The following is a 19,599-nucleotide window of genomic DNA, read 5'->3' as shown; positions in this document are numbered from 1 at the left end:
CAGTCCAGGCCAACACCCCACCCCGCCCCCGGCACCGACCCACCCCACGCAGCCAGCAGCGCACCGGCACAACCCAGCCCCGCCGGCGCTTGAGGCGCCCGGGGACGGAGTCCCCGGCAACGGCGCCGCGCCGCGCCGCACAAGACGGATCAGGACGCGGACGCCGTCCGCCGCGCATAGTGCCGAGCGGCCTTCGCCCGGTTCCCGCACCCCGTGCTAGTGCACCACCGCCGAGTCCCATTCCGACTGACGTCGTGGAACTGCAGCCCACACGTCGGGTTGGCACAACTCCGCAGCCGATCCCCCGCGGTGCTGAGCAGCCGCAGGTAGTCCGCCGCCACGAGATACCCGAGCAGCCGCCCCGAGTCGGGCGCCTCCAGCCGCTCCACGGGCCCCGCGGCAGTGAGCAGCCGGCGGATCCGGCCCGCGTCGAGCAGCCGGTTGAAGGCGTCGAGCGCCCCCGGCCCCGCATCGGGACGCCCGGCGACACCGGTCAGCGCGGTGCGCGCGGCCCGGGCGGCGGTCAGCGTGGTCCGGTCGGCACGCAGCTCGCCGCCGGCGAACGCGGCGGCCACCCGGGACCCGGCCAGCCAGCACGCGAGCCCGGCGGTGGAGTCCAGCAGGTCGTACCGGCCGTAGCGGTCGTGCCAGAGGGTGTTGAGGAGGTCCAGACTGAGCGGCTCCCCGGTCAGCGGACGCGGATCAGGCACGCTCGCGCGCACACCCGCTCCCGGCCCCGCCCGGTCCGCGCTCGCCCGGTCCACGCCCACCCGCACACCCGCCCCCGCCCCCGCTCGGTCCACGCTCACCCCCGCGGTCCGAGGTGCACGGGCGCGGGAACGGCCGCGAAGGCGCAGTACGGCGACGAGCCCTCGGCCCGGTACAGCTCCACGGCCTGCGGCGCCGCGAGGATCCCCGGAAGGATCAGCTGCCACAGCCGGGTCAGGTGCCCGCGCAGCGGCCCGCAGGAACGGCCCGGGCGGTGCTCCTCGGCGCGCAGGCACACGTCCATCCCGATCAGGGAGTAGACGAGCTGCGCGGCCGTCCCCCAGGGGTCGGCCGCTCCGGCCAGCGCGTCGGCCAGTTCCTCGCGGACGGCATCGGTCCAGGAGACGCTGCCGTCGGGGTAGTGCACGAACTCCCGGGTCAGCCGGGCGCCCGCCCGTACGACGGGGTCGTGCCCGAGCCGCCCGGCGACGGCGTGCGTCATGTCGACGGCGGCCTGCAAGGGCCGGATCCCGCGGTGCGGCACCTCGCTCAGGGCGCTGACGATCGCCTGCCGGGCTTCGGTGCGCACCGCTCTGACCAGGTCGTCCTTGGCGGGGAAGTGGTACATCAGGGCGCCCTTGGTGACTCCTGCGGCGGTGCAGATGACGGCGAGCGAGGCCCCTTCGTAGCCGTAGAGGTCGATGGCCTTGGCGGCGCCGTTGATCAGAGCCCGGCGCGTCCGCTCGGCTCGCTCCTGCTGCGCCATGGGCGCTCCTCGTGCGTAGGGGGTGGAGACGTACGGGTGGTGGTGCCGTCGGGGCGGGCCCCCCCCGGCGACACCACCACCCGTACGGTCAGGCCGCGGTGCCGGCCGGGACGGTGGCCAGGCTGTCCTCGAAGCTCTTGCGGAGCTGCGCGCGGCGGAGCTTGCCGATGCCGGTCTTGGGGATCTCGGACCGGTCGACGGGCAGCAGGTGCGGTACGTCGACGCCCAGCCGCTCGCGGACCCGCTCGCGGATCCGCTCGCCCTGTTCGCCGGTGATGGTGCCGGAGCGCGGGCTGAAGAACACCGCGAGCTCCTCGGCGCCGCCGGGCTCGGCCGTGACCAGGGAGGCGACGGTGTACGAGGGCTCGATGAAGTCGAGTTCCTCGACGGCGGCCTCGATCTCGTGGCCGTGGTAGGCGATCTCGCCTAGCTGGATGACGTCGTCGGTGCGGCCGGTGACGGTGAGGATGCCGTTCTCGACGTACGCCAGGTCGCCGGTCTTGAACCAGCCGTCGTCCGTGAAGGACTGCCGGTTCTGCACGGGGTTGTCGTAGTACCCGGAGGTGATGGTCGAACCGGTGACCTGGAGGCGGCCGGTGATCCCCCACGGCACGAGGGTGCCGTGCTCGTCGACGACCCGGATGCGGGTGCCGGGCTGCGGGCGGCCGACGGGCACGTAGCGGTCGTCGCCCGCGGCGGCCTCGGTGAACTGGCAGTCGGCCACGCCGGCGGTGGTCTCGGACATGCCCCAGCCGGGGAACATGGCGGTGGCGGGCAGCCCGTAGGGGGCCAGCAGGTCCAGGAAGCGGCGGACGACGCCGGAGCGGACGGCCTCGCCGCCGTTCATGATGTAGCGCAGCGGGCTCAGGTCCCAGCCGCGGCCCTCGAAGCGGTCGGCCTGGTCGTTGACGAGCACGAAGGCGAAGTTGGGCGCCCAGGTGGTGTCGGCCCGGTGGGCGGAGACGGCGTCGAGCCAGCGCAGCGGGTCTTCCAGCACCCACTGGATCTTGGCGTGGACCTGGGCGGCGCCGAGGAAGACGTCGCGCGCGTGGAACATGATCAGCCCGCCGATGTGGTCCAGCGGCATCCAGTTGAAGGTGCGGGTGTCCGCGTCGAGCTTGTTCACGCGGGAGGTGGCCGCGCTGCGCGTGAGGATGTTGCGGTGCGTGAGGCTGACGGCCTTGGGCACGCCGGTGCTGCCGGAGGTGAGCAGCAGGACGGCCGGGTCCACGGCGTCCGGCTCGTGCCAGGCGAGGTCCGGCTCGTGGGCGGTGCGCAGGCCCGCCACGTCGCCCAGGTGGGCGGCGGTCCAGCCGGCGTCGGCGGTGACGGCGGGCGCGAGCTCCTGGCCGGTGCCGGTCAGGACGCGGGGGCGGCCGTAGCCGGCCCAGACGCGCTCCAGCAGGCCGGGGCCGTTGACCGCGTCGGCGCTGACGGGCAGCGGCAGGAAGCCGCCGAGGACACATGCCCAGAAGCCGGAGAGGAGGTCCGCGTCGTCGGCGGACTGGAGGATGATCTTCTCGCCGACCACCGCGCCGGAGGCGCGCAGCCCGCCCAGGACGCGCGAGGCGCTGTCGAGGAGTTCGGCGTAGCTCTGGTGGACCTCGGTGCCGTCGGCGCGGATGTACGTCACCCCGCGGCCGTCGCTCTCGGCAACGGCGCGGACGAGTGCGGCGCCGAGGTGCGCGACGCCGGTTTCGGGGGCGGGCCCGCCGTCGAGCAGCGATATGCCGGTGCCGGTCATGCCTGGTTCTCCTCTTGCTGAGCGGTGTCGGACGCGGTGTCGGCAGGGGTCGCGGTGGCCACGATGACGAGCGGTCCCCGGCCGTGGAAGGGCGCGGGCTCCTTGCGGAACCCGCCGTACTCGGCCGTGATGGTCAGTCCCGCCGCGGCCAGCAGTTCGCGGACCTCGGGCCCGGTCAGGACGGCCTGGTCGAAGAAGTTGTCGTACATGGAGACCGTGCCGTCCGCGGTGCGGACCAGCAGGGTCTCCTCGTTGCGCCAGTTCGCGGCGTGCGCGTTGATGAACTGGCGGGCGAGGCGGGTGATGAGGATCCCGTCCCGGCGGTGGTGGCCGACGCTGTTGGGCTGGAAGGAGTCGACGAAGTTCAGCAGGTGGCCGAACTCCAGGACGACCTGGCCGCCGGGGTTCAGCAGCTCGCGGATGGAGCGCAGGACGGCCGGGAGGCTGCTGCGGTCCAGGTAGTTCAGCGTCATGAAGAGGCTGTACACGAGGTCGTAGCGCTCGTCGGTGCGGTACTCCTCGGCGCGGGCCTCCACGTAGGAGATCCCCTCGTCGCCGGCGGCCCGGGCGTACTCCAGGAAGGCCGCGCTCTGGTCGACGCCGGTGCCGCGGTGGCCGCGCTCGCGCAGGGCGCGCAGGTTGGAGCCGGTGCCGCTGCCCAGGTCGAGTACGGTGCCCGCGTCGGGGAGCAAGGACGCGAGGAACTCCGTCTCGGCGTCGAGGTTGCGGAAGTCCTTCCGCATGATCTCGTAGTACTCACCGGGGAATTCGAAGCTCGTGCCGGTCAAATCCGTCATCCTCCTCGGATGTCAGTGCTCGTCGGTCGGCTGTACTCGTCTGTCGGCCGTACTCGTCGGTCGGCTGTACTCGTCTGTGCTCGTCGGCGCCGTCCCCCACGTGGGCACGGGGGCCACCCGGCCTACGTGGGCACGGCCTCGCGCATGGTGCGGTAGCCGCGCGGGGTGAGGCCGTACCGGTCGCGGAAGAGCCGGCTGAAGTGCGAGGCCTGGTAGAGGCCGGACCGTTCGCCGATCACCCCGACGGGCAGGTGCTCGAGCCGCGGGTCGCGCAGCTCGGACCGGCAGCGGGCGAGGCGTTCGTCCCGGATCCACCGGGCGGGGCTCGTCCCGTGCTCCTGGAAGATCCGCTGGAGGTAGCGCAGCGAGATGTTGTGGTGCTCGGCGACCGCCTGCGGGGTGAGGTCGGGGTCGGAGAGCCGGGCGCGGATGAACCCCTGGATGTTGAGCATGAGGTCGTGCCGGGCCACCTCGTCCTCGGCGGCGACGTGGCGCAGCCGGTCGGCGAGGACGGCCGCGGTCAGGCCCGCCACGGTGGCGCCGACCCGGTCGACGGCGGAGTGGATCTCGGTGCCGTGGTCGTGGAGTCCGGCGAGGAGCTGGGAGAGCAGGGCTCCGGCGCCCATCCGTCCGCACCAGCCGGTGGCGGTGAGCTTCGCGGTGTCGGCGGCCGACATGCCGAGGTGACGGTGCGGCAGCTGGACCTCGACCAGGTGGAAGGGCCGGGGCAGGATGAGGCGGTACGGCCGGCTGGTGTCGCAGCAGATGATCTGCGGGCCGCTCGCCTGGCCCCGGCGGCCGTCCTGGTGGACGTGGATCTCGCCGGCCAGCGCCCGGAACACCCGTAAGGACTCGGACGGGTCGGCGCGGATGTGGCGGCCGGGACGTACGGCCTCGTGGGCCTCCCCCGTGACGAGGGAGATGGTGACGTCTCCGAACTCGCGGCGGACGGTGGTCCCGTACACGGACTCGCCGTGTGCTCGGATCACCCGCGCCGTCGTACCCGTGGCGGGCGGGGCGGGCGCGGCGAGCGGTGGACTGCGGTCCGGCACGAATGCGCTCGGCCCGCGAAGGGGCAGCATGTCCATCGTTCTCCTCGCTCCGGGAAGCGTCGTGTCATCGTGACAGGCAGGCCCATAAAAACATACCTGCATGCAGGTACTCGCACGCCATCAGAAGTTCCAATGCACAAGGCCTCACCTCGGCTTTCGTGCGTAAACCCGCCATGAACAGGCGCATTTACGCAAGCCGACCCACAAGTCGGGCGGTACAGTTGAGGACGAGGACTGGCCGGACGACGCGGCTTCACGTGCGGCCATGGATGTAGTTTCCGAACGAGGGGTATCACGTGACGATCAAGGTCGGCATCAACGGATTCGGCCGCATCGGCCGCAGTTTCTTCCGCGCCGCCCTTCAGCGGGGCACCGGCCTGGAGGTGGTCGCCGTCAACGACCTCACCGACGCCGCGACGCTGGCCCACCTGCTCAAGTACGACAGCACGCTCGGGCGGCTCGGACACGAGGTCAAGGCCGTCGAGGGCAACCTGGTCATCGACGGGCGCACCATACGCGTGACCGCCGAGCGCGACCCCGCGAAGCTTCCGTGGGGCGAGCTGGAGGTGGACGTGGTCATCGAGTCCACCGGCGTCTTCACCGACGCGCACAAGGCCCGCGCCCACCTGGAGGCGGGTGCCCGCAAGGTCATCATCAGCGCGCCCTCGAAGAACGAGGACCTGACGATCGCCTTCGGCATCAACGACGAGCTCTACGACCCGGCCGTGCACGACATCGTCTCCAACGCCTCGTGCACGACCAACTGCCTGGCCCCGCTGGCCAAGGTCCTCGACGACGCGCTCGGCATCGAGCACGGCCTGATGACCACCGTCCACGCCTACACCGCGGACCAGAACCTCCAGGACGGTCCGCACAGCGATCTGCGCCGCGCCCGCTCGGCGGCGACGAACACCGTGCCGACCACCACCGGCGCCGCCAAGGCGATCGGCCTGGTCCTGCCGCAGCTCAAGGGCAAGCTCGACGGGTACGCGCTGCGCGTGCCGATCCCGACGGGCTCGGCCACCGACCTCACCGTCCGCGTCGGCCGCGCGACGACGGTCGAGGAGGTCAACGAGATCTTCGCGAAGGCCGCCGCGGGCGCCCTCGCGGGCATCCTCACCTACACCGACGAGCCGATCGTCTCCAGCGACATCGTCACCGACCCCGCGTCGTGCATCTTCGACTCGGGCCTGACCAAGGTGATCGGCGACGGCCGCCAGGTCAAGATCGTCGGCTGGTACGACAACGAGTGGGGCTTCTCCAACCGTGTCGTGGACACCGCCCTGCTGATCGGCGCCCGCTGACCGGCGCCCCGTAGACGGGCGCCCGCCGACGGCGACCCCGTCGGCCACGGCGCCCGTCCCGACCGGAGGATCCCGATTCCCGTGATCAAGACCCCCCATCACGAGGGTGAACAGGCCGTCCAGAAGCAGGCCGGCGAAGGCGGTCCCGGCTGGGGCTCGCCGATGTTCGACGACGTGATCCAGCCCGGCTTCGACCAGTACCTGATGCGCCAGCGCATGCTCTTCCTGGGCGGCGCCGACGCCACGGGCGCCATGTGGTCCTCGCTGGTCACGGGCGAGCCCGGCTTCGCCCTGCCCACGAGCCGGCGCACGATCACGCTGACCTCCCTGCCCGTGCCGGGCGACCCGCTCGCCGAGGCCTTCTCGGAGACGGCCGACATCGGGCTGCTCGCCCTCGAACCGCACACGACGACCCGGATCCGGATCAACGGCGTGGGGCGGCGCGAAGGGGATGCGCTGCACATCCGCACCGAGCAGGTCCTGGGCAACTGCCCCAAGTACCTCCAGGTGCGGGTCCCGGTCGCGGACGGACCGGCGTCGGCGACCCGGGAGACCCGGGACGGCGACGCGCTGACGCCCGAGCAGGAGAAGTGGATCCGCGGGGCGGACACCTTCTTCATCGCCAGCCAGGCCGACGGCTACGGTGCGGACTCCTCGCACCGGGGCGGCGACCCCGGCTTCGTCACGGTGGCCGGACCGCGCAGGCTCGTATGGCCCGACTACTTCGGCAATTCCTTCTACATGACCCTGGGCAATCTGCAGCTCAACGAGAACTGCGGGCTGCTCTTCCTGGACTGGGAGTCCGGCCACACCCTGCAACTGACGGGCAAGGCTCGGATCAACTGGGCCGAGGGCGACCGGGCGGACGTGCCCGGAGCCCTGCGGATGTGCGAGTTCGACATCGAGCGCGTGGTGCAGATCGACGGGGCGACCCGGCTGCGCTGGGCGTTCGGCGGTCCCTCGCCCTACAACCCGCCGGCACCGGCGCAGGGCTGATCCCCCTCAGCCCCGCGCCGTCCCCTCGCCCAGCCCCTGGTCACCGTCCGGCCGTGCCGTCTCCCCCGTCGGTACGGCCGGACGGTGTTGTACGCCCTGCTGTACGCCCCGTCCGGCCCGCTGCCCCACCGCCCCGAGGACTCCCCACCCGAGAACTCCCGTTTAAGGATTGAGCCATGCCCACCACGCCCGCCACGCCCGGTCCGGTCCTGCCCCGGCTGCGCGCCGACGTCTCGACGGTCCCCGCCTACGTGCCGGGCCGCGCGGCCCGCGACGAGTTCGTCGACAAGCTCTCCTCGAACGAGAACCCGTACCCGCCGCTCCCGTCGGTGATGGAGGCGGTCGGGACCTGGCTGGGCCGCCTCAACCGCTACCCCGACCCCACCGCGGCCGAGCTGGTCGCCGAGCTCTCCGGGCGCCTCGGCGTACCCGCCGACCACCTGGTGCTGGGCACCGGCTCCGTCGGCATCACCCAGCACCTGGTCGCCGCCGCCGCGGGCCCGGGCGACGAGGTCGTCTTCGCCTGGCGCTCGTTCGAGGCGTACCCGCTGCTGGCCTGGGCCGCCGGGGCCACCTCCGTCCAGGTCCCGCTGCGCGACGAGACCCACGACCTGGACGCACTGGCCGACGCGGTCACCGACCGCACCCGCCTGATCTTCGTCTGCAACCCGAACAACCCCACCGGCACCGCCGTCCGCCGCGCCGAACTGGAGCGCTTCCTGGACCGCGTGCCCCCGCACATCCTGGTCGTCATAGACGAGGCCTACCGCGAGTTCGTCGACGCCGCCGAAGACATCCCGGACGGCATCGACCTCTACCGCGACCGCCCCAACGTCGCCGTCCTGCGCACCTTCTCCAAGGCCTACGGCCTGGCCGCGCTCCGCGTCGGCTACGCGGTGGCCCACCCGCACGTGACGGCGGCCCTGCGCGCCTGCTCCGTCCCGCTCGGCGTCAGCGGCCCCGCCCAGGCCGCCGCCCTGGCCTCCCTGCGCGCCACCGAGGAACTCCGCGCACGCGTGGCCGACCTCGTGGCGGAACGCGAGCGCGTCAGCGCCGGCCTGCGCGCGGAGGGCTACGAGGTCCCCGACAGCCACGCCAACTTCGTCTGGCTCCGCCTCGGCGCCCGCACCGCCTACTTCGCCGACGCCTGCGAGGCGGCCGGCCTGATGGTCCGCCCCTTCGGCGAAGAGGGCGTCCGCATCACCATCGGCACCCCGGACGCCAACGACCGCCTCCTGAAAACCGCGGCCGACTGGCACCACTGACCCCGCCGGCCTCACACCTCATCCGCTGATGACCCTCAGCCTGGCGGCCGGCTGCTCGCGCTCGGCCTCGATCGTCGGGGTCAGTCGGAAGACCCGGACCGGGCCGACGCTGTCCACCTCTTCGAGCCACCCGAGAGCCTCCAGCTCCTTGCGCGTCCGGGAAAAGACCGGGGCGCTCATCCCCGCGGTCTCGGCCAGCTCGGTGGCCTTGATCCAGACCGACCCGTCCGGCCGCTGCTCGGAGGCCGCGTACAGCATGACGACGATCCGCTGGTTCGGGTTCAGGACGCGTCCCGTGCGCTTGAGGACGTACAGCACGTCCTCACTGCGGTGGACCTTCATGTCGCGTCTCCCTTGATCTTCTTGCGTTCGCGGTCACCGGGCTTCGGGATGCGCATCTCGGGAGGATTCCAGTCGGAAACCGCCTCACGATGCTCGAAGCCCGTTCCGATGAACGCAAGGTACGGGGTCGTTCGATAGAACGTCGTACGGCCGATCCCGCCGGACTCGACGAGCAGGCGGGCCCCTTTGAGAACCTTGATGGCCCTCGACAGCGCGTCGGGACTCATCCCGAGCTCCGCCGCTACGGTCACGCTGGTCATCTGGACGGGCCCCTGTCGCTCCTCCGTCGCGAACCAGTACCAGACCAGCACACGGAACTCACGGTCGCTCAGCCCCGAATCGCCTGAGGCAAGCTGACGGCCGCGCCGGATGCCGACGTTGATGTGCGGTCCATCGAAGGCGTACGGAGCACGGGGGACCTCCTCCATGACTCCGGTGTCCGGATCCACCAGCGCAAGGATCTTGCTCCGTGCCGACTCCGCCATCCTCTGAACCCGCCCCGCTCCTCGTCACCACGAGCAGTGCACCCACTCACCGGGCCACACAATTAGCGCATTGCACATTACCGCATAGCCAACCGACCCTGCCCGGAGGAAAGGTTCCTTTGCTCATTGCTAATGAACTTCGACCCGCGAGCCCCCGCACACCTGTCCAGTCTGAATGTGCACATAGCTAACCAACCCGACTCCAGGATCGGGTAACCCGACTCCAGGATCGGGTTACCCGATCCTGGAGTCGGGTTGGGATCGACGTTTTTGCAGGTCAAGAGCGTGCGGGGGCTGCGCCTTCTTAATACTGGGAAAGGTAGTGAGCACGTGCCGACCCAGGTCGGCTGCTGCTCGCCCTGTCGCTCCGCGCCAGGGCTCCCAGGTGGGTCCACCGCCCGGGACGCCCTCCCACGGTTCGTCGTGGTCTCCCACTGGAACAAGCAGCAGCGTGGCTGATGCCGGATGGGGCTGAGCGAATCCGTGAGCGCCGGTGGTCCGAGTGACGGGCTTCGTCTGGGCGCACCTTCTGTGGCCGAGGTCCACGATGCGGGGCGGATGCGTTGCCCTCATGACGGGCTTCCCGACCATGCACCGAACGAGGCAGTCAGGGAACGCCACCCGAAGCCGACGGTGGAACGACGCCCGCCCGCCCGCCCCCTTCCAAGGGGGTCCGCGGGAACCGGAACCGGACAACGAGCACGTTCCACAGGACCACAGACCAGTGCGAGGGCTCCTCCCTCACGTCAAGACGACCAGCGTAGGCCCGTGTCGGGCTCAGCCACAGAAGGTGCGCCCAGTGCGGCCCGCAGCCGGCATCCGGCGTACGGGCGCTACTCCGCACCACAGACGGCATCAGCCACTGTGCTGCTTGCCTCCTGCGCAACCCCACTCGGCCCGCTGCCGGATGTCCGACCGCAGCGAAGAAGCGAGCACCGGAGCGCAGCGCAGGGCGCAGCCCACCCGTGGAGTCCGCAAGGTGCCCACCGGCATCAGTTGCTCTTATACGAGGATGTGTCGGTGGGCAGCACACCCGACAGTATTTTCTCCCGCTGAAGTGGGAGAAATATGCGGGAAGCAGCCCGCAGCATCCAGAACGGCACGCTCGGCGAACCGTCGGCCCCCCGCTACGAAACCGCGCCCCCCAGACGGCAGCACCGGGAACTCCGCGCCGTCAGCGGTGCGTGACCCGGGCCGGCACGAACGAGGCGGCGCACTCCGACCTGCTGTCGGGGTGCGCCGCCTGCGGACGGTGCGGGGTGCGTAGGGCCTGTGCCGGCCCCGGGCGCTACTTCGGGTCACTGTTGAACTTCGCGGCCGACCAGAAGTAGCCGAGCACCGCGAGGCCCAGGCACCAGGCGACCGCGATCCACCCGTTGTTGCCGATCTCGCTGCCGAGCAGCAGCCCGCGCAGGGTCTCGATGGCCGGGGTGAAGGGCTGGTACTCGGCAATGGGCCGGAACCAGCCCGGCATCCCCTCCACCGGGACGAAGGCGCTGGACAGGAGCGGCAGCAGGATCAGCGGCATCGCGTTGTTGCTCGCCGCCTCGGCGTTCGGGCTGACGAGGCCCATGCCGACGGCGATCCAGGTGAGCGCCAGGGCGAACAGGACGAGGAGCCCGAAGGCCGCCAGCCATTCCAGGGCCGTCGCGTCCGTGGACCGGAAGCCGATGGCCACGGCGACGGCGCCGACCAGGACCACGCTCGCGATCGACTGGATCACGCTGCCGATGACGTGCCCGATGAGCACCGAGCCGCGGTGGATCGCCATCGTGCGGAAGCGGGCGATGATGCCCTCGCTCATGTCCGTGGAGACCGACACCGCGGTGCCGATCGTGGTGCTGCCGATCGTCATCAGCAGCAGGCCCGGCACGAGGTAGGCGAGGTAGGCGGAGCGGTCCCCGCCGCCGTCGCCGAGGCCGGCGCTCATCACGTCGCCGAAGATGTAGACGAAGAGCAGGAGCAGCATGATCGGCGTGAGCAGCAGGTTCAGCGTCAGGGACGGGTAGCGCCGGGCGTGCAGGAGGTTGCGGCGCAGCATCGTGGACGAGTCGCGGACGGCGAGGGCGAGGGTGCTCATCGGTCGGTCTCCTGGTTCTGGTGGTCGTTCAGGTCGGACCGGCCGGGGCGCGGGTCGGTGCCGGTCAGGGCGAAGAACACGTCGTCGAGGTCGGGGGTGTGCACGGTCAGTTCGTCCGCCTCGACTCCGGCCGAGTCCAGCCGGCCGAGCAGGTGGCGCAGCGCGCGCTGGCTGCCGTCGCCGGGGATCCGCAGGGTGAGGGATTCCTCGTCCCGGGCGGCCTCGTGCAGCTCGGTGGCGGCGGACCGGTACAGGGCCGGGTCGGAGAACCGCAGGCGTACGTGGCCTCCGGGTATCAGCCGCTTCAACTCCTCCGCGGTGCCCTCGGCGGCGATCCGGCCGTCGTTCAGCACCGCGATCCGGTCCGCGAGCTGATCGGCCTCCTCCAGGTACTGCGTGGTGAGGAAAACGGTCACCCCACCGGCAACGAGCCCGCGGATGATCTGCCACATGGTGTGCCGCGACCGCGGGTCCAACCCGGTCGTCGGCTCGTCGAGAAAGATGATCCGCGGATCCCCGACCAGCGTCATCGCGATGTCCAGCCGCCGCTTCATCCCACCCGAGTACGTCGACGCCGGCTTCTTCGCGGCCTCCACCAGGTCGAACCGTTCGAGGAGTTCGGCAGCCACCCTCCGCCCGTCCCGCTTGGACAGGTGGTGCAGATCCGCCATGAGGAGCAGGTTCTCCTCACCCGTGATCAGCCCGTCGACCGCCGAGAACTGACCCGTGACACCGATCGCGGCGCGGGCCGCCCGCGGGTCGGCGGCCAGGTCGTGGCCGCCGACCCGGATCTCGCCGGAGGCGGGATCCGGGGAGACGAGGGTGGAGAGGATCTTGACGGCGGTGGTCTTGCCCGCACCGTTCGGGCCGAGCAGGGAGAAGACGGTTCCTTCGGGGACGGCCAGGTCGATGCCGTCGAGGACGGTCTTGTCCCCGTAGGACTTGCGCAGCCCGTTCGCCGTGATGGCCAAGCTGGTCATGGGGCGGTGCTCCTTTACGGATTTACGGATGTACGGATCTACGGATGTCAGAGGCTGCGGGCGGTGATGTCGCCGTAGGCGGTGGTCGCGTGGATGTCGAGGCCGGCGGCGGCGCCGTCGGCGTTGTGCAGGGCGTTGTGGATCCGGCCGAGGGAGGTGCCGGCGTCGAGGGTGGCGCTGACCCCGCGGGCGGCGCCGACCGCGATCTCGCCGTACTCGGTGCGCAGTTCGACCGTGCCGCTCAGGGCTTCGGCGATGTGCAGGTCGCCCTTCTGGGTACTGATCCGGGCGGGGCCGCCGAGGCGGCCGACCGAGACGTCACCGGCCGCGAGGGTCAGTTGGGCGCTCGCTGCCTCGTCGAGCTTGACCGAGCCGCGCGCTCCCTCGAAGACGACGTCGCCGAGGCGTCCGACGCCCCGCAGTTCGGCGTCGGCCACCTTCGCCTCGACGCGGGAGCCGGCGGGCAGCTGGACGGTCACCTCGACGGCACCGGAGGCGCCCAGGAGCTGGTTCTTCGCCGGGACGGCGATCCGCAGGATCCCGTCGCCGAACTCGACCGAGGTCTGCTCGGCCGCCTTCACGTCGCGGCCCTTCGAGGCATCGGCGGGCCGGACCTCGACCGCGGTGTCCGCGCGGTCCGAGGCGATGAAGCGGATGCTGCCGGCGGGGATGTCCAGCACGGCGGAGATCGGGGTGGCGGTGGCGAACTTCTGCATGATTCTCTCCTGCGACTTGTTGTTTCCGATAGATGGAAAGCTACGTTGCTTTCCATATCCCAACAAGTAACTGACTACCGAGAAAGTCCATCTATGCAGTTCAAGGCCATCAAATCGTTGCGAAGGCTGAGAGTTAAATGCAACGACGAGGGCCCAAGCGTTGCAATGAACTAGAAGTGAAAGCTACAGACCCTCACCACGCGGCGATGAGGGGCAACTCCGGTTCGTGCTGCCGCCAGGCCTCGGCGAGCCGGACGAGGCGGGCGGGGCGGCGATCCCGCGCACGGCTGCGATCTTGTCTTCGCCGACGTCGAACGCCACGGCGCCCAGGACTCGGTCGCCTCCTCGACGATCCGGCGGGCGGACGCGGGGTCGACTTCGCCGCCGCCGCGGCGCGTGGCGGTGATGCGGCCCCGGGCCCGGTGGAGGTGCTGCTGGCTCGCGGACTCGGTGATGTCGAGGATGCCGGCGATCTCGGCGTGGCCGTAGGAGAACGTCTCGCGCAGGATGTAGACGGCCCGCTCGACGGGTGACAGTCGCTCCATGACGGTCAGCACGGCCAGGGAGACCGATTCGCGCTGCTCGAAGGTGTCGGCCGGCCCGAGCACCGGGTCGCCGTAGAGAACCGACCGGTGTCGAAGCGATCCACGGCAGCGCTGTCCATGCGGGTCACCCTAGGCAGCTACGCGACCGCCTTCTCGGCGGGGGCGATCGGCGCGGCGGCCAGGTGGCGCTTGCGCTGTGGCATGCAGAAGGTCGGGTGCGAGGTGGTCCACAGCGAGACCTTGAGGATGCCCGCCTTGATCCGCGCGGCCTTCCGGCCACCCGTGTACGTCGGCTTCGCCTGCGCTTCGGCATCGACCAGCTGCAGGATCCCGTCCCGCCGCCCGAGGCTGATGTGGTTGCCCGGGTACGCCAGCCTGACGTGTCCGGTGTCGCCGCCGGTCAGCGTTCCCACGATGGCCTTCGCGGCCTGCATGCCGGTGAAGCCGGCCGAAGCGCAGGACATCGGCAGCGGGTGGCCGTTCTCGCCGAGCGTGAAGACGCTGTCGCCGGCGGCGTAGACGTTCGGGTGCGAGAGCGAGCGCATGGTGCGGTCGACGAGGATCCGGCCGCTCTCGGTGACCGCCAGCCCGGCGGCGGCGGCGATGGGGTCGACCGCGAACCCGGCCGTCCACACGGTCGCGTCGGACGCCAGGGCGGCGCCGCCGGCGCACAGCACCCGCGCCGCCTCGACGGCTTCGACGCCGGTGTGCTCCAGGACGGTGATGCCCAGCCGGTCACAGGCCCGGCGCAGGTGACTGCGGGCTCCGGCGGAGAGCCGGTGGCCCAGCTCGCCGCGGGCGACCAGGGTGACCGACAGGCCGGGCCGGGATTCGGCGATCTCGGTGGCGGTCTCGATGCCGGTCAGCCCGTCGCCGACGACCACCACGCTCCCGCCCTCCCGCAGACCGTCCAGGCGTTCGCGCAGGCGCAGCGCCGAGGGGCGGGAGGCTACGTCGAAGGCGTGCTCGGCCGCGCCGGGGACGCCGCGGTCGTCGCCGTGGCTGCCGAGGGCGTAGAGGAGCGTGTCGTAGCCGAGTTCATCGGCGCCGCCGTCGGTGGTGAGGTCGGTGCCGCCGTCGGCGCCGGCCACGGCGACGACCCGGCGGTCGGGGTCGACGGCCGTGACCCGGGCCACGCGCAGCCGTATCCCCGTGCCCGCGAAGACGTCCGCGAGCCTGCGGGTCCCGATCTCCCGCCCGGCCGCGAGCTGGTGCAGCCGCAGCCGCTCGACGAAGTCCGGGACGGCGTTGACCACGGTGATCCCGGTGTCCGCCGGGGACAACCGGCGGGCCAGGGTCCCGGCCACGTAGGCCCCGGCATAGCCGGCACCGAGGACGACGATGCGGTGCTTCATGTGATGCTCCTGTCGGGTCGCTTGGCTCTCGGGGAGTCGAGCGGGACAGCGCCCCGATTCCCGACAGGAACGCCATGTGACACGGGTCACATGGCGGGAGAACGCGCGGGGACCGATGAGTTTCCCGGCGGTCCGCAGTCTTAGATCATGAAAGGTGCGCCACGGCGGCCCCGTACACAGGGCCGCGGTGCGCGCCGGACAGATCCGCCGAGAGCCGGCCACGAGATTCCGAGGAACCGCAGATGCGCACCCTGATCAGCTCCGCCTTCATCTCCCTCGACGGTGTCGTCGAGGCCCCCGGCGGCGAGCCCGGGTACCGGAACTCGGGCTGGACCTTCAAGGACGTCGAGTTCCTGCCCGAGGCGTTCGAGATCAAGGGGCGGGAGCAGAAGGAGGCCTCGGCGATGCTGCTGGGGCGGACGAGTTACGAGGCGTTCAGCCCGGTGTGGCCCGCCATGGAGGACTTCGCGGACTACAAGGTGATGCCGAAGTACGTCGTCTCCACGACCCTCGCCGAGGACGAACTGGTGGCGGACTGGGGCGACACCACGATCCTGCGCTCGCTCGACGAGGTCGCCGCGCTGAAGGAGACCGAGGGCGGCCCGATCATCGTCCACGGCAGCGCCGCTCTGAACCGGGCGCTCTCCGACGCCGGCCTGATCGACCGTTACCACCTGCTGGTCTTCCCGCTGCTGCTCGGTGCGGGCAAGCGGCTCTTCAGCGCCACCGACAAGGACGCGCAGAAGCTGAAGCTCGTCGAGCACGCGGCCTACGCCAACGGCCTGCAGCTGAACGTCTTCGACGTCATCCGCTGAGCCGTCCGCAGGCCGGAGCGCGAACGAACGAAAACGGCGCCCCGCCGGTGACGGCAGGGGCGCCGTTCGCGTACGCACGCAGGCGCGCGACTCAGCCGAACAGCCGGTGCAGCTCCTCGTGGAACCCGGGGAAGGTCTTGGCCACGCAGGCCGGGTCGTCGAGGGTGATGCCGGGGGCGCGCAGGCCCAGTACCGAGAAGGACATCGCGATGCGGTGGTCCCGGTGGCAGTCGACCGTCGCCGGGGCGGGGGTGCCCGGGTGGACGGTGATGCGGTCCGGTCCCTCCTCGACCCGGATGCCCAGCGCGCGCAGGTTCCCCGCGACGGCGGCGATGCGGTCGGACTCCTTCAGCCGGGCGTGCGCGATGTCGGTGATGGTGACCGGGGCGTCCGCGAGCGGGGCGATCGCGGCCATGGTCATGAAGGTGTCCGAGATGTCGCCCATGTCGACGGTGAATCCGCCGCGCAGCGCGCCGGTGCCGGTGACCTCGGTCCAGTCCGCGCCCCGGGTGACCCGGGCCCCGGCGCGCCGCAGCACCTCCACGAACGCGGTGTCGCCCTGCAGGCTGCCGGCGCCCAGGGACCGGACCCGTACGGTGCGGCCGGTGACGGCCGCAGCCGCGAAGAAGTACGAGGCGGTCGAGGCGTCGGGCTCGATGTCGAGGTCGGTGGGCCGGTAGCCGCCCGGGTGGACCGTGATCGCGCTGCCCTCCTCCTCGACCCGGGCGCCGAAGTGCCGCATCAGGGACAGGGTCATGTCGACGTACGGACGGCTGACCAGCCGCGGCACGTCCACCGTGAGCGGCCCGCCCATCAGCGGGGCGGCCATCAGCAGCCCGGAGAGGTACTGGCTGCTGAGCCCGGAGTCCAGCTCGATGCGGCCGCCGGCCAGCCCCCGCGCGGTCAGGGTGAAGGGCAGGCCGGAACCGCGCACCCGCGCCCCGAGCCCGCTGAGCGCCTCCAGCAGCGGCCCCAGCGGGCGCGCCCGCAACTGTTCGGAGCCGTCGAAGGCGATCTCCCCGCGCCCGGTGGCCGCGAAGGGCGGCAGGAAGCGCGCCGCGGTGCCGGCGTCGGCGCACCAGACCCGGCCGGGGCCGGCCGGTCCGGAGCCGCGCCCGGTGACCTCCCAGACCTCGCCCGATCCGTCGCCGTACCCGGAGCCGTCCCCGTAGCCGTATCCGCTGTCGCCGATGTCGCGCACCCCGGTGCCCAGGTCCGTCAGCGCGGCCCGGAAGGCGAGGGTGTCGTCGCTGATCAGGGGCGCGCCGAGGCGGCTGCGGCCGGGGGCGGCGGCCGCGAGGAGCAGCGCCCGGTTGGTGATGCTCTTGGACCCGGGGATCCGGGCCTCCAGCACGGTGGTGGCGGCGCTCATCTGGCGTCGGCCTTTCTCTGGGACCTCTGCTGGGCCCGCTGCGCGCGCTCGACGCTCGCGCGGGCGGCCGCGGCGACCTTCGGCGCCGTCAGGCCGTGGAGTTCGTACAGGGACTGGTACGGGGCGGACGCGCCGAAGGAGTCGATGCCCAGCGAGGTGCCGGCCGCGCCGACGAGAGCGTACCAACCGAGGCTGGACCCGGCCTCGACGGAGACCCGGGCGGCCACCTCGGCGGGGAGCACCTCCTCGCGGTAGGCCTCCTCCTGTGCCTGGAACCACTCCAGGCAGGGCATGGACACGACGCGGGTGGCGAGGCCCCCGTCCTGCAGGATGCGGCGGGCGTCGAGCGCGATGGGCACCTCGCTGCCGGTGGCGATGAGGATGGCCTCGGGGCGCCCGCCCTCGGCCTCGGCCAGGACGTACCCGCCGCGCGCGGCGCCTTCGGCGGGGGACAGCCCGCTCTCCTCGGTGCGCTCCAGCACGGGCAGGTTCTGCCGGGACAGGCACAGGCCCGCCGGGCGGTCGTCGTTCTCCAGGATGGTGCGCCAGGCGACGACGGTCTCGTTCGCGTCGGCGGGCCGGACCACGTCCAGGCCGGGGATGGCGCGCAGCGACCAGAGGTGCTCGATCGGCTGGTGGGTGGGACCGTCCTCGCCGAGCCCGATGGAGTCGTGGGTCCAGACGTAGGTGACGGGCAGCTTCATCATGGCCGCGAGGCGGACGGCGGGGCGCATGTAGTCGGAGAAGACGAGGAAGGTGCCGCCGTAGGGGCGGGTCCCGCCGTGCAGGGCGATGCCGTTGAGGATGGCGCCCATGGCGTGCTCGCGGATGCCGAAGTGCAGGGTGCGCCCGTACTGGTGGCCGGAGTAGGCCTCCGTCGCCAGCTCCTCGGGGATGAAGGAGGGTTCGCCCTTCATGGTGGTGAGGTTGGACTCGGCGAGGTCGGCGGAGCCGCCCCACAGTTCGGGCAGGACGGAGGCGAGGGCGTTCAGCACCTCGCCGGACGCCTTGCGGGTGGCGATCTGGCCGCCGCCGGGGAACACCGGCAGGTTCTCCTGCCAGCCCTCGGGCAGCCGGCGCTCGGAGAGCCGGTCGAAGAGCTCGGCGCGCGCGGGGTCGAGGGCGCGCCAGTCGGCGAGGGTCTTGTCCCACTGGCGGTGGGCTTCGGCCCCGCGGTCGGCGACCTTGCGGGCGTGGGCCAGGACCTCGGCGGGGACCTGGAAGGAGAGCGCGGGGTCGAGGCCCATCGCGGCCTTGGCGGCGGCGGCCTCCTCGGCGCCGAGGGCGGATCCGTGGATGCCGCCGGTGTTGCGCTTCTTCGGCGCGGGCCAGCCGATGATCGTGCGCAGCGATACGAGGGAGGGCCGGTCGGTGGTCTCGCGGGCGGTGACGAGCGCCCGGTGCAGGGCCTCGACGTCCTCGCGGTATTCACCGCCCGCCGTCCAGTCGACCTCCTGCACGTGCCAGCCGTACGCCCGGTAGCGGGCGAGGGTGTCCTCGGAGTGCGCGATCTGCCGGTCGTCCTCGATGGAGATGCGGTTCTCGTCGTAGAGGACGACGAGGTTGCCGAGGCGCTGGTGCCCGGCGAGCGAGCTGGCCTCGTGCGCGACGCCCTCCTCCAGGTCGCCCTCGGAGGCGATGGCCCAGACGGTGTGGTCGAAGGGGGAGGCGCCGGGGGCGGCCTCCGGGTCGAACAGGCCGCGCTCGCGGCGGGCGGCCATGGCCATGCCGACCGCGTTGGCGAGGCCCTGGCCCAGCGGACCCGTGGTGGTCTCCACGCCCGGGGTGTGCCCGTACTCGGGGTGCGCGGGGGTCAGACTGCCCTCGGTGCGCAGGCCCTTGAGGTCGTCGAGGGTGAGCCCGTAGCCCGACAGGTAGAGCTGCGTGTAGAGGGTCAGGCTGGCGTGGCCGCAGGAGAGCACGAACCGGTCGCGGCCGGCCCAGCGCGGGTCCTGGGGGTCGTGCCGCAGCAGCCGCTGGAAGAGCAGGTAGGCGGCCGGCGCGAGGCTCATGGCGGTACCGGGGTGTCCGTGTCCGGCCGCCTCGACCGCGTCCACGGTCAGGGCGCGGGCGACCTCGACGGCCCGGCGGTCGGCGTCCCCCCAGAGCAGGGCGGACGCGGTGCCCTGCGGGGCGGTGGCGACGGTCATGACGGGCCTTCCTGTTCGGGGGATTCGGGTACGGGTGTGCGTGCGGGTCCCGCAGGTCCCACCGCTTCTTCGGGTACGGGGCCTGCGGTGCGTTCGGTTGCTGCGCCCCCGACGCCCCGCCCCGCCG

General features: G+C 71.9%; 17 protein-coding genes and 1 pseudogene. 4 read left to right on the top strand and 14 right to left on the bottom strand.

Annotated elements, in window-relative coordinates; genetic code table 11:
* Positions 1 to 149: 149 nt before the first annotated feature.
* The 5 genes from ACFWNV_RS15590 to ACFWNV_RS15570 form a co-directional block, all read right to left on the bottom strand.
* On the bottom strand, positions 150 to 710 hold the full coding sequence (locus tag ACFWNV_RS15590; protein WP_383946280.1) for a CGNR zinc finger domain-containing protein: 561 nt from the start codon (positions 708 to 710) through the stop codon (positions 150 to 152).
* Positions 711 to 805: 95 nt separating this feature from the next.
* Positions 806 to 1,474, bottom strand: coding sequence for a TetR family transcriptional regulator (locus ACFWNV_RS15585; RefSeq protein ID WP_383946277.1), 669 nt, complete (start codon positions 1,472 to 1,474; stop codon positions 806 to 808).
* Between the two features lie 88 nt (positions 1,475 to 1,562).
* Complete coding sequence (locus ACFWNV_RS15580) at positions 1,563 to 3,218, bottom strand: AMP-binding protein (protein WP_383946274.1); 1,656 nt, start codon at positions 3,216 to 3,218, stop codon at positions 1,563 to 1,565.
* Positions 3,215 to 4,015, bottom strand: a complete 801-nt coding sequence (locus ACFWNV_RS15575; protein WP_383946271.1) for a class I SAM-dependent methyltransferase — start codon at positions 4,013 to 4,015, stop codon at positions 3,215 to 3,217. Before ACFWNV_RS15575 ends, ACFWNV_RS15580 begins: the two co-directional genes overlap by 4 nt.
* A 122-nt stretch (positions 4,016 to 4,137) precedes the next feature.
* Positions 4,138 to 5,097, bottom strand: a complete 960-nt coding sequence (locus tag ACFWNV_RS15570) for a helix-turn-helix domain-containing protein (protein ID WP_383946269.1) — start codon at positions 5,095 to 5,097, stop codon at positions 4,138 to 4,140.
* Between the two features lie 266 nt (positions 5,098 to 5,363).
* Here ACFWNV_RS15570 and gap point away from each other — a divergent pair, with 266 nt between their 5' ends.
* The 3 genes from gap to hisC all read left to right on the top strand — a co-directional run bounded on the left by gap (position 5,364) and on the right by hisC (position 8,632).
* Complete coding sequence (gene gap, locus ACFWNV_RS15565; protein ID WP_383946266.1) at positions 5,364 to 6,371, top strand: type I glyceraldehyde-3-phosphate dehydrogenase; 1,008 nt, start codon at positions 5,364 to 5,366, stop codon at positions 6,369 to 6,371.
* 81 nt (positions 6,372 to 6,452) lie between these two features.
* Entirely contained in the window at positions 6,453 to 7,367 is a 915-nt protein-coding gene (locus ACFWNV_RS15560) for a pyridoxamine 5'-phosphate oxidase family protein (RefSeq protein WP_383946263.1), read from the top strand.
* A gap of 176 nt (positions 7,368 to 7,543) precedes the next feature.
* Positions 7,544 to 8,632 (top strand): histidinol-phosphate transaminase, encoded by a 1,089-nt coding sequence (gene hisC / locus ACFWNV_RS15555; RefSeq protein WP_383946259.1) that lies wholly within the window; start codon positions 7,544 to 7,546, stop codon positions 8,630 to 8,632.
* Between the two features lie 18 nt (positions 8,633 to 8,650).
* On the opposite strand, the gene ACFWNV_RS15550 is transcribed toward hisC, so the two are convergent.
* From ACFWNV_RS15550 to ACFWNV_RS15520, 7 genes and pseudogenes are all read right to left on the bottom strand, one after another.
* On the bottom strand, positions 8,651 to 8,974 hold the full coding sequence (locus ACFWNV_RS15550; protein WP_243336420.1) for a replication initiation protein, RepL2: 324 nt from the start codon (positions 8,972 to 8,974) through the stop codon (positions 8,651 to 8,653).
* A complete protein-coding gene (locus ACFWNV_RS15545; protein ID WP_383946256.1) occupies positions 8,971 to 9,459 on the bottom strand; it encodes a winged helix-turn-helix domain-containing protein in 489 nt (162 codons plus the stop codon). Before ACFWNV_RS15545 ends, ACFWNV_RS15550 begins: the two co-directional genes overlap by 4 nt.
* 1,288 nt (positions 9,460 to 10,747) lie before the next feature.
* Positions 10,748 to 11,539: an ABC transporter permease gene (locus tag ACFWNV_RS15540; protein ID WP_383946253.1), complete on the bottom strand. Its 792-nt coding sequence runs from the start codon at positions 11,537 to 11,539 to the stop codon at positions 10,748 to 10,750.
* Positions 11,536 to 12,519, bottom strand: coding sequence for an ATP-binding cassette domain-containing protein (locus ACFWNV_RS15535; protein ID WP_383946250.1), 984 nt, complete (start codon positions 12,517 to 12,519; stop codon positions 11,536 to 11,538). Before ACFWNV_RS15535 ends, ACFWNV_RS15540 begins: the two co-directional genes overlap by 4 nt.
* 47 nt (positions 12,520 to 12,566) lie before the next feature.
* The gene (locus ACFWNV_RS15530; RefSeq protein WP_383946247.1) at positions 12,567 to 13,235 is read right to left on the bottom strand and encodes a DUF4097 family beta strand repeat-containing protein; all 669 of its coding nucleotides are present in this window, start codon (positions 13,233 to 13,235) and stop codon (positions 12,567 to 12,569) included.
* Positions 13,236 to 13,428: 193 nt separating this feature from the next.
* Positions 13,429 to 13,894 (bottom strand): annotated as a pseudogene (locus ACFWNV_RS15525) (sigma factor-like helix-turn-helix DNA-binding protein); the annotation flags it as partial.
* 23 nt (positions 13,895 to 13,917) lie between these two features.
* Entirely contained in the window at positions 13,918 to 15,135 is a 1,218-nt protein-coding gene (locus ACFWNV_RS15520; RefSeq protein ID WP_383946244.1) for an NAD(P)/FAD-dependent oxidoreductase, read from the bottom strand.
* A 242-nt stretch (positions 15,136 to 15,377) separates the two neighbouring features.
* Between ACFWNV_RS15520 and ACFWNV_RS15515 the strand changes: the two genes are divergently transcribed.
* Positions 15,378 to 15,950 (top strand): dihydrofolate reductase family protein, encoded by a 573-nt coding sequence (locus tag ACFWNV_RS15515; RefSeq protein WP_383946241.1) that lies wholly within the window; start codon positions 15,378 to 15,380, stop codon positions 15,948 to 15,950.
* A gap of 91 nt (positions 15,951 to 16,041) precedes the next feature.
* On the opposite strand, the gene aroA is transcribed toward ACFWNV_RS15515, so the two are convergent.
* Together aroA and tkt are read right to left on the bottom strand one after the other, a co-directional pair.
* Entirely contained in the window at positions 16,042 to 17,322 is a 1,281-nt protein-coding gene (gene aroA / locus ACFWNV_RS15510; RefSeq protein WP_383946238.1) for a 3-phosphoshikimate 1-carboxyvinyltransferase, read from the bottom strand.
* On the bottom strand, positions 17,319 to 19,472 hold the full coding sequence (tkt, locus tag ACFWNV_RS15505) for a transketolase (RefSeq protein ID WP_383946235.1): 2,154 nt from the start codon (positions 19,470 to 19,472) through the stop codon (positions 17,319 to 17,321). The genes aroA and tkt overlap by 4 nt, the downstream gene beginning before the upstream one ends.
* Between the last annotated feature and the right edge of the window lie 127 nt (positions 19,473 to 19,599).

Origin of the sequence: Streptomyces sp. NPDC058401 (genome assembly GCF_042722885.1) — a bacterium.
Lineage (GTDB): Bacteria > Actinomycetota > Actinomycetes > Streptomycetales > Streptomycetaceae > Streptomyces.
Note: the sequence above shows the minus strand (reverse complement) of the source record. Positions and strands in the feature narration are given on the sequence as shown.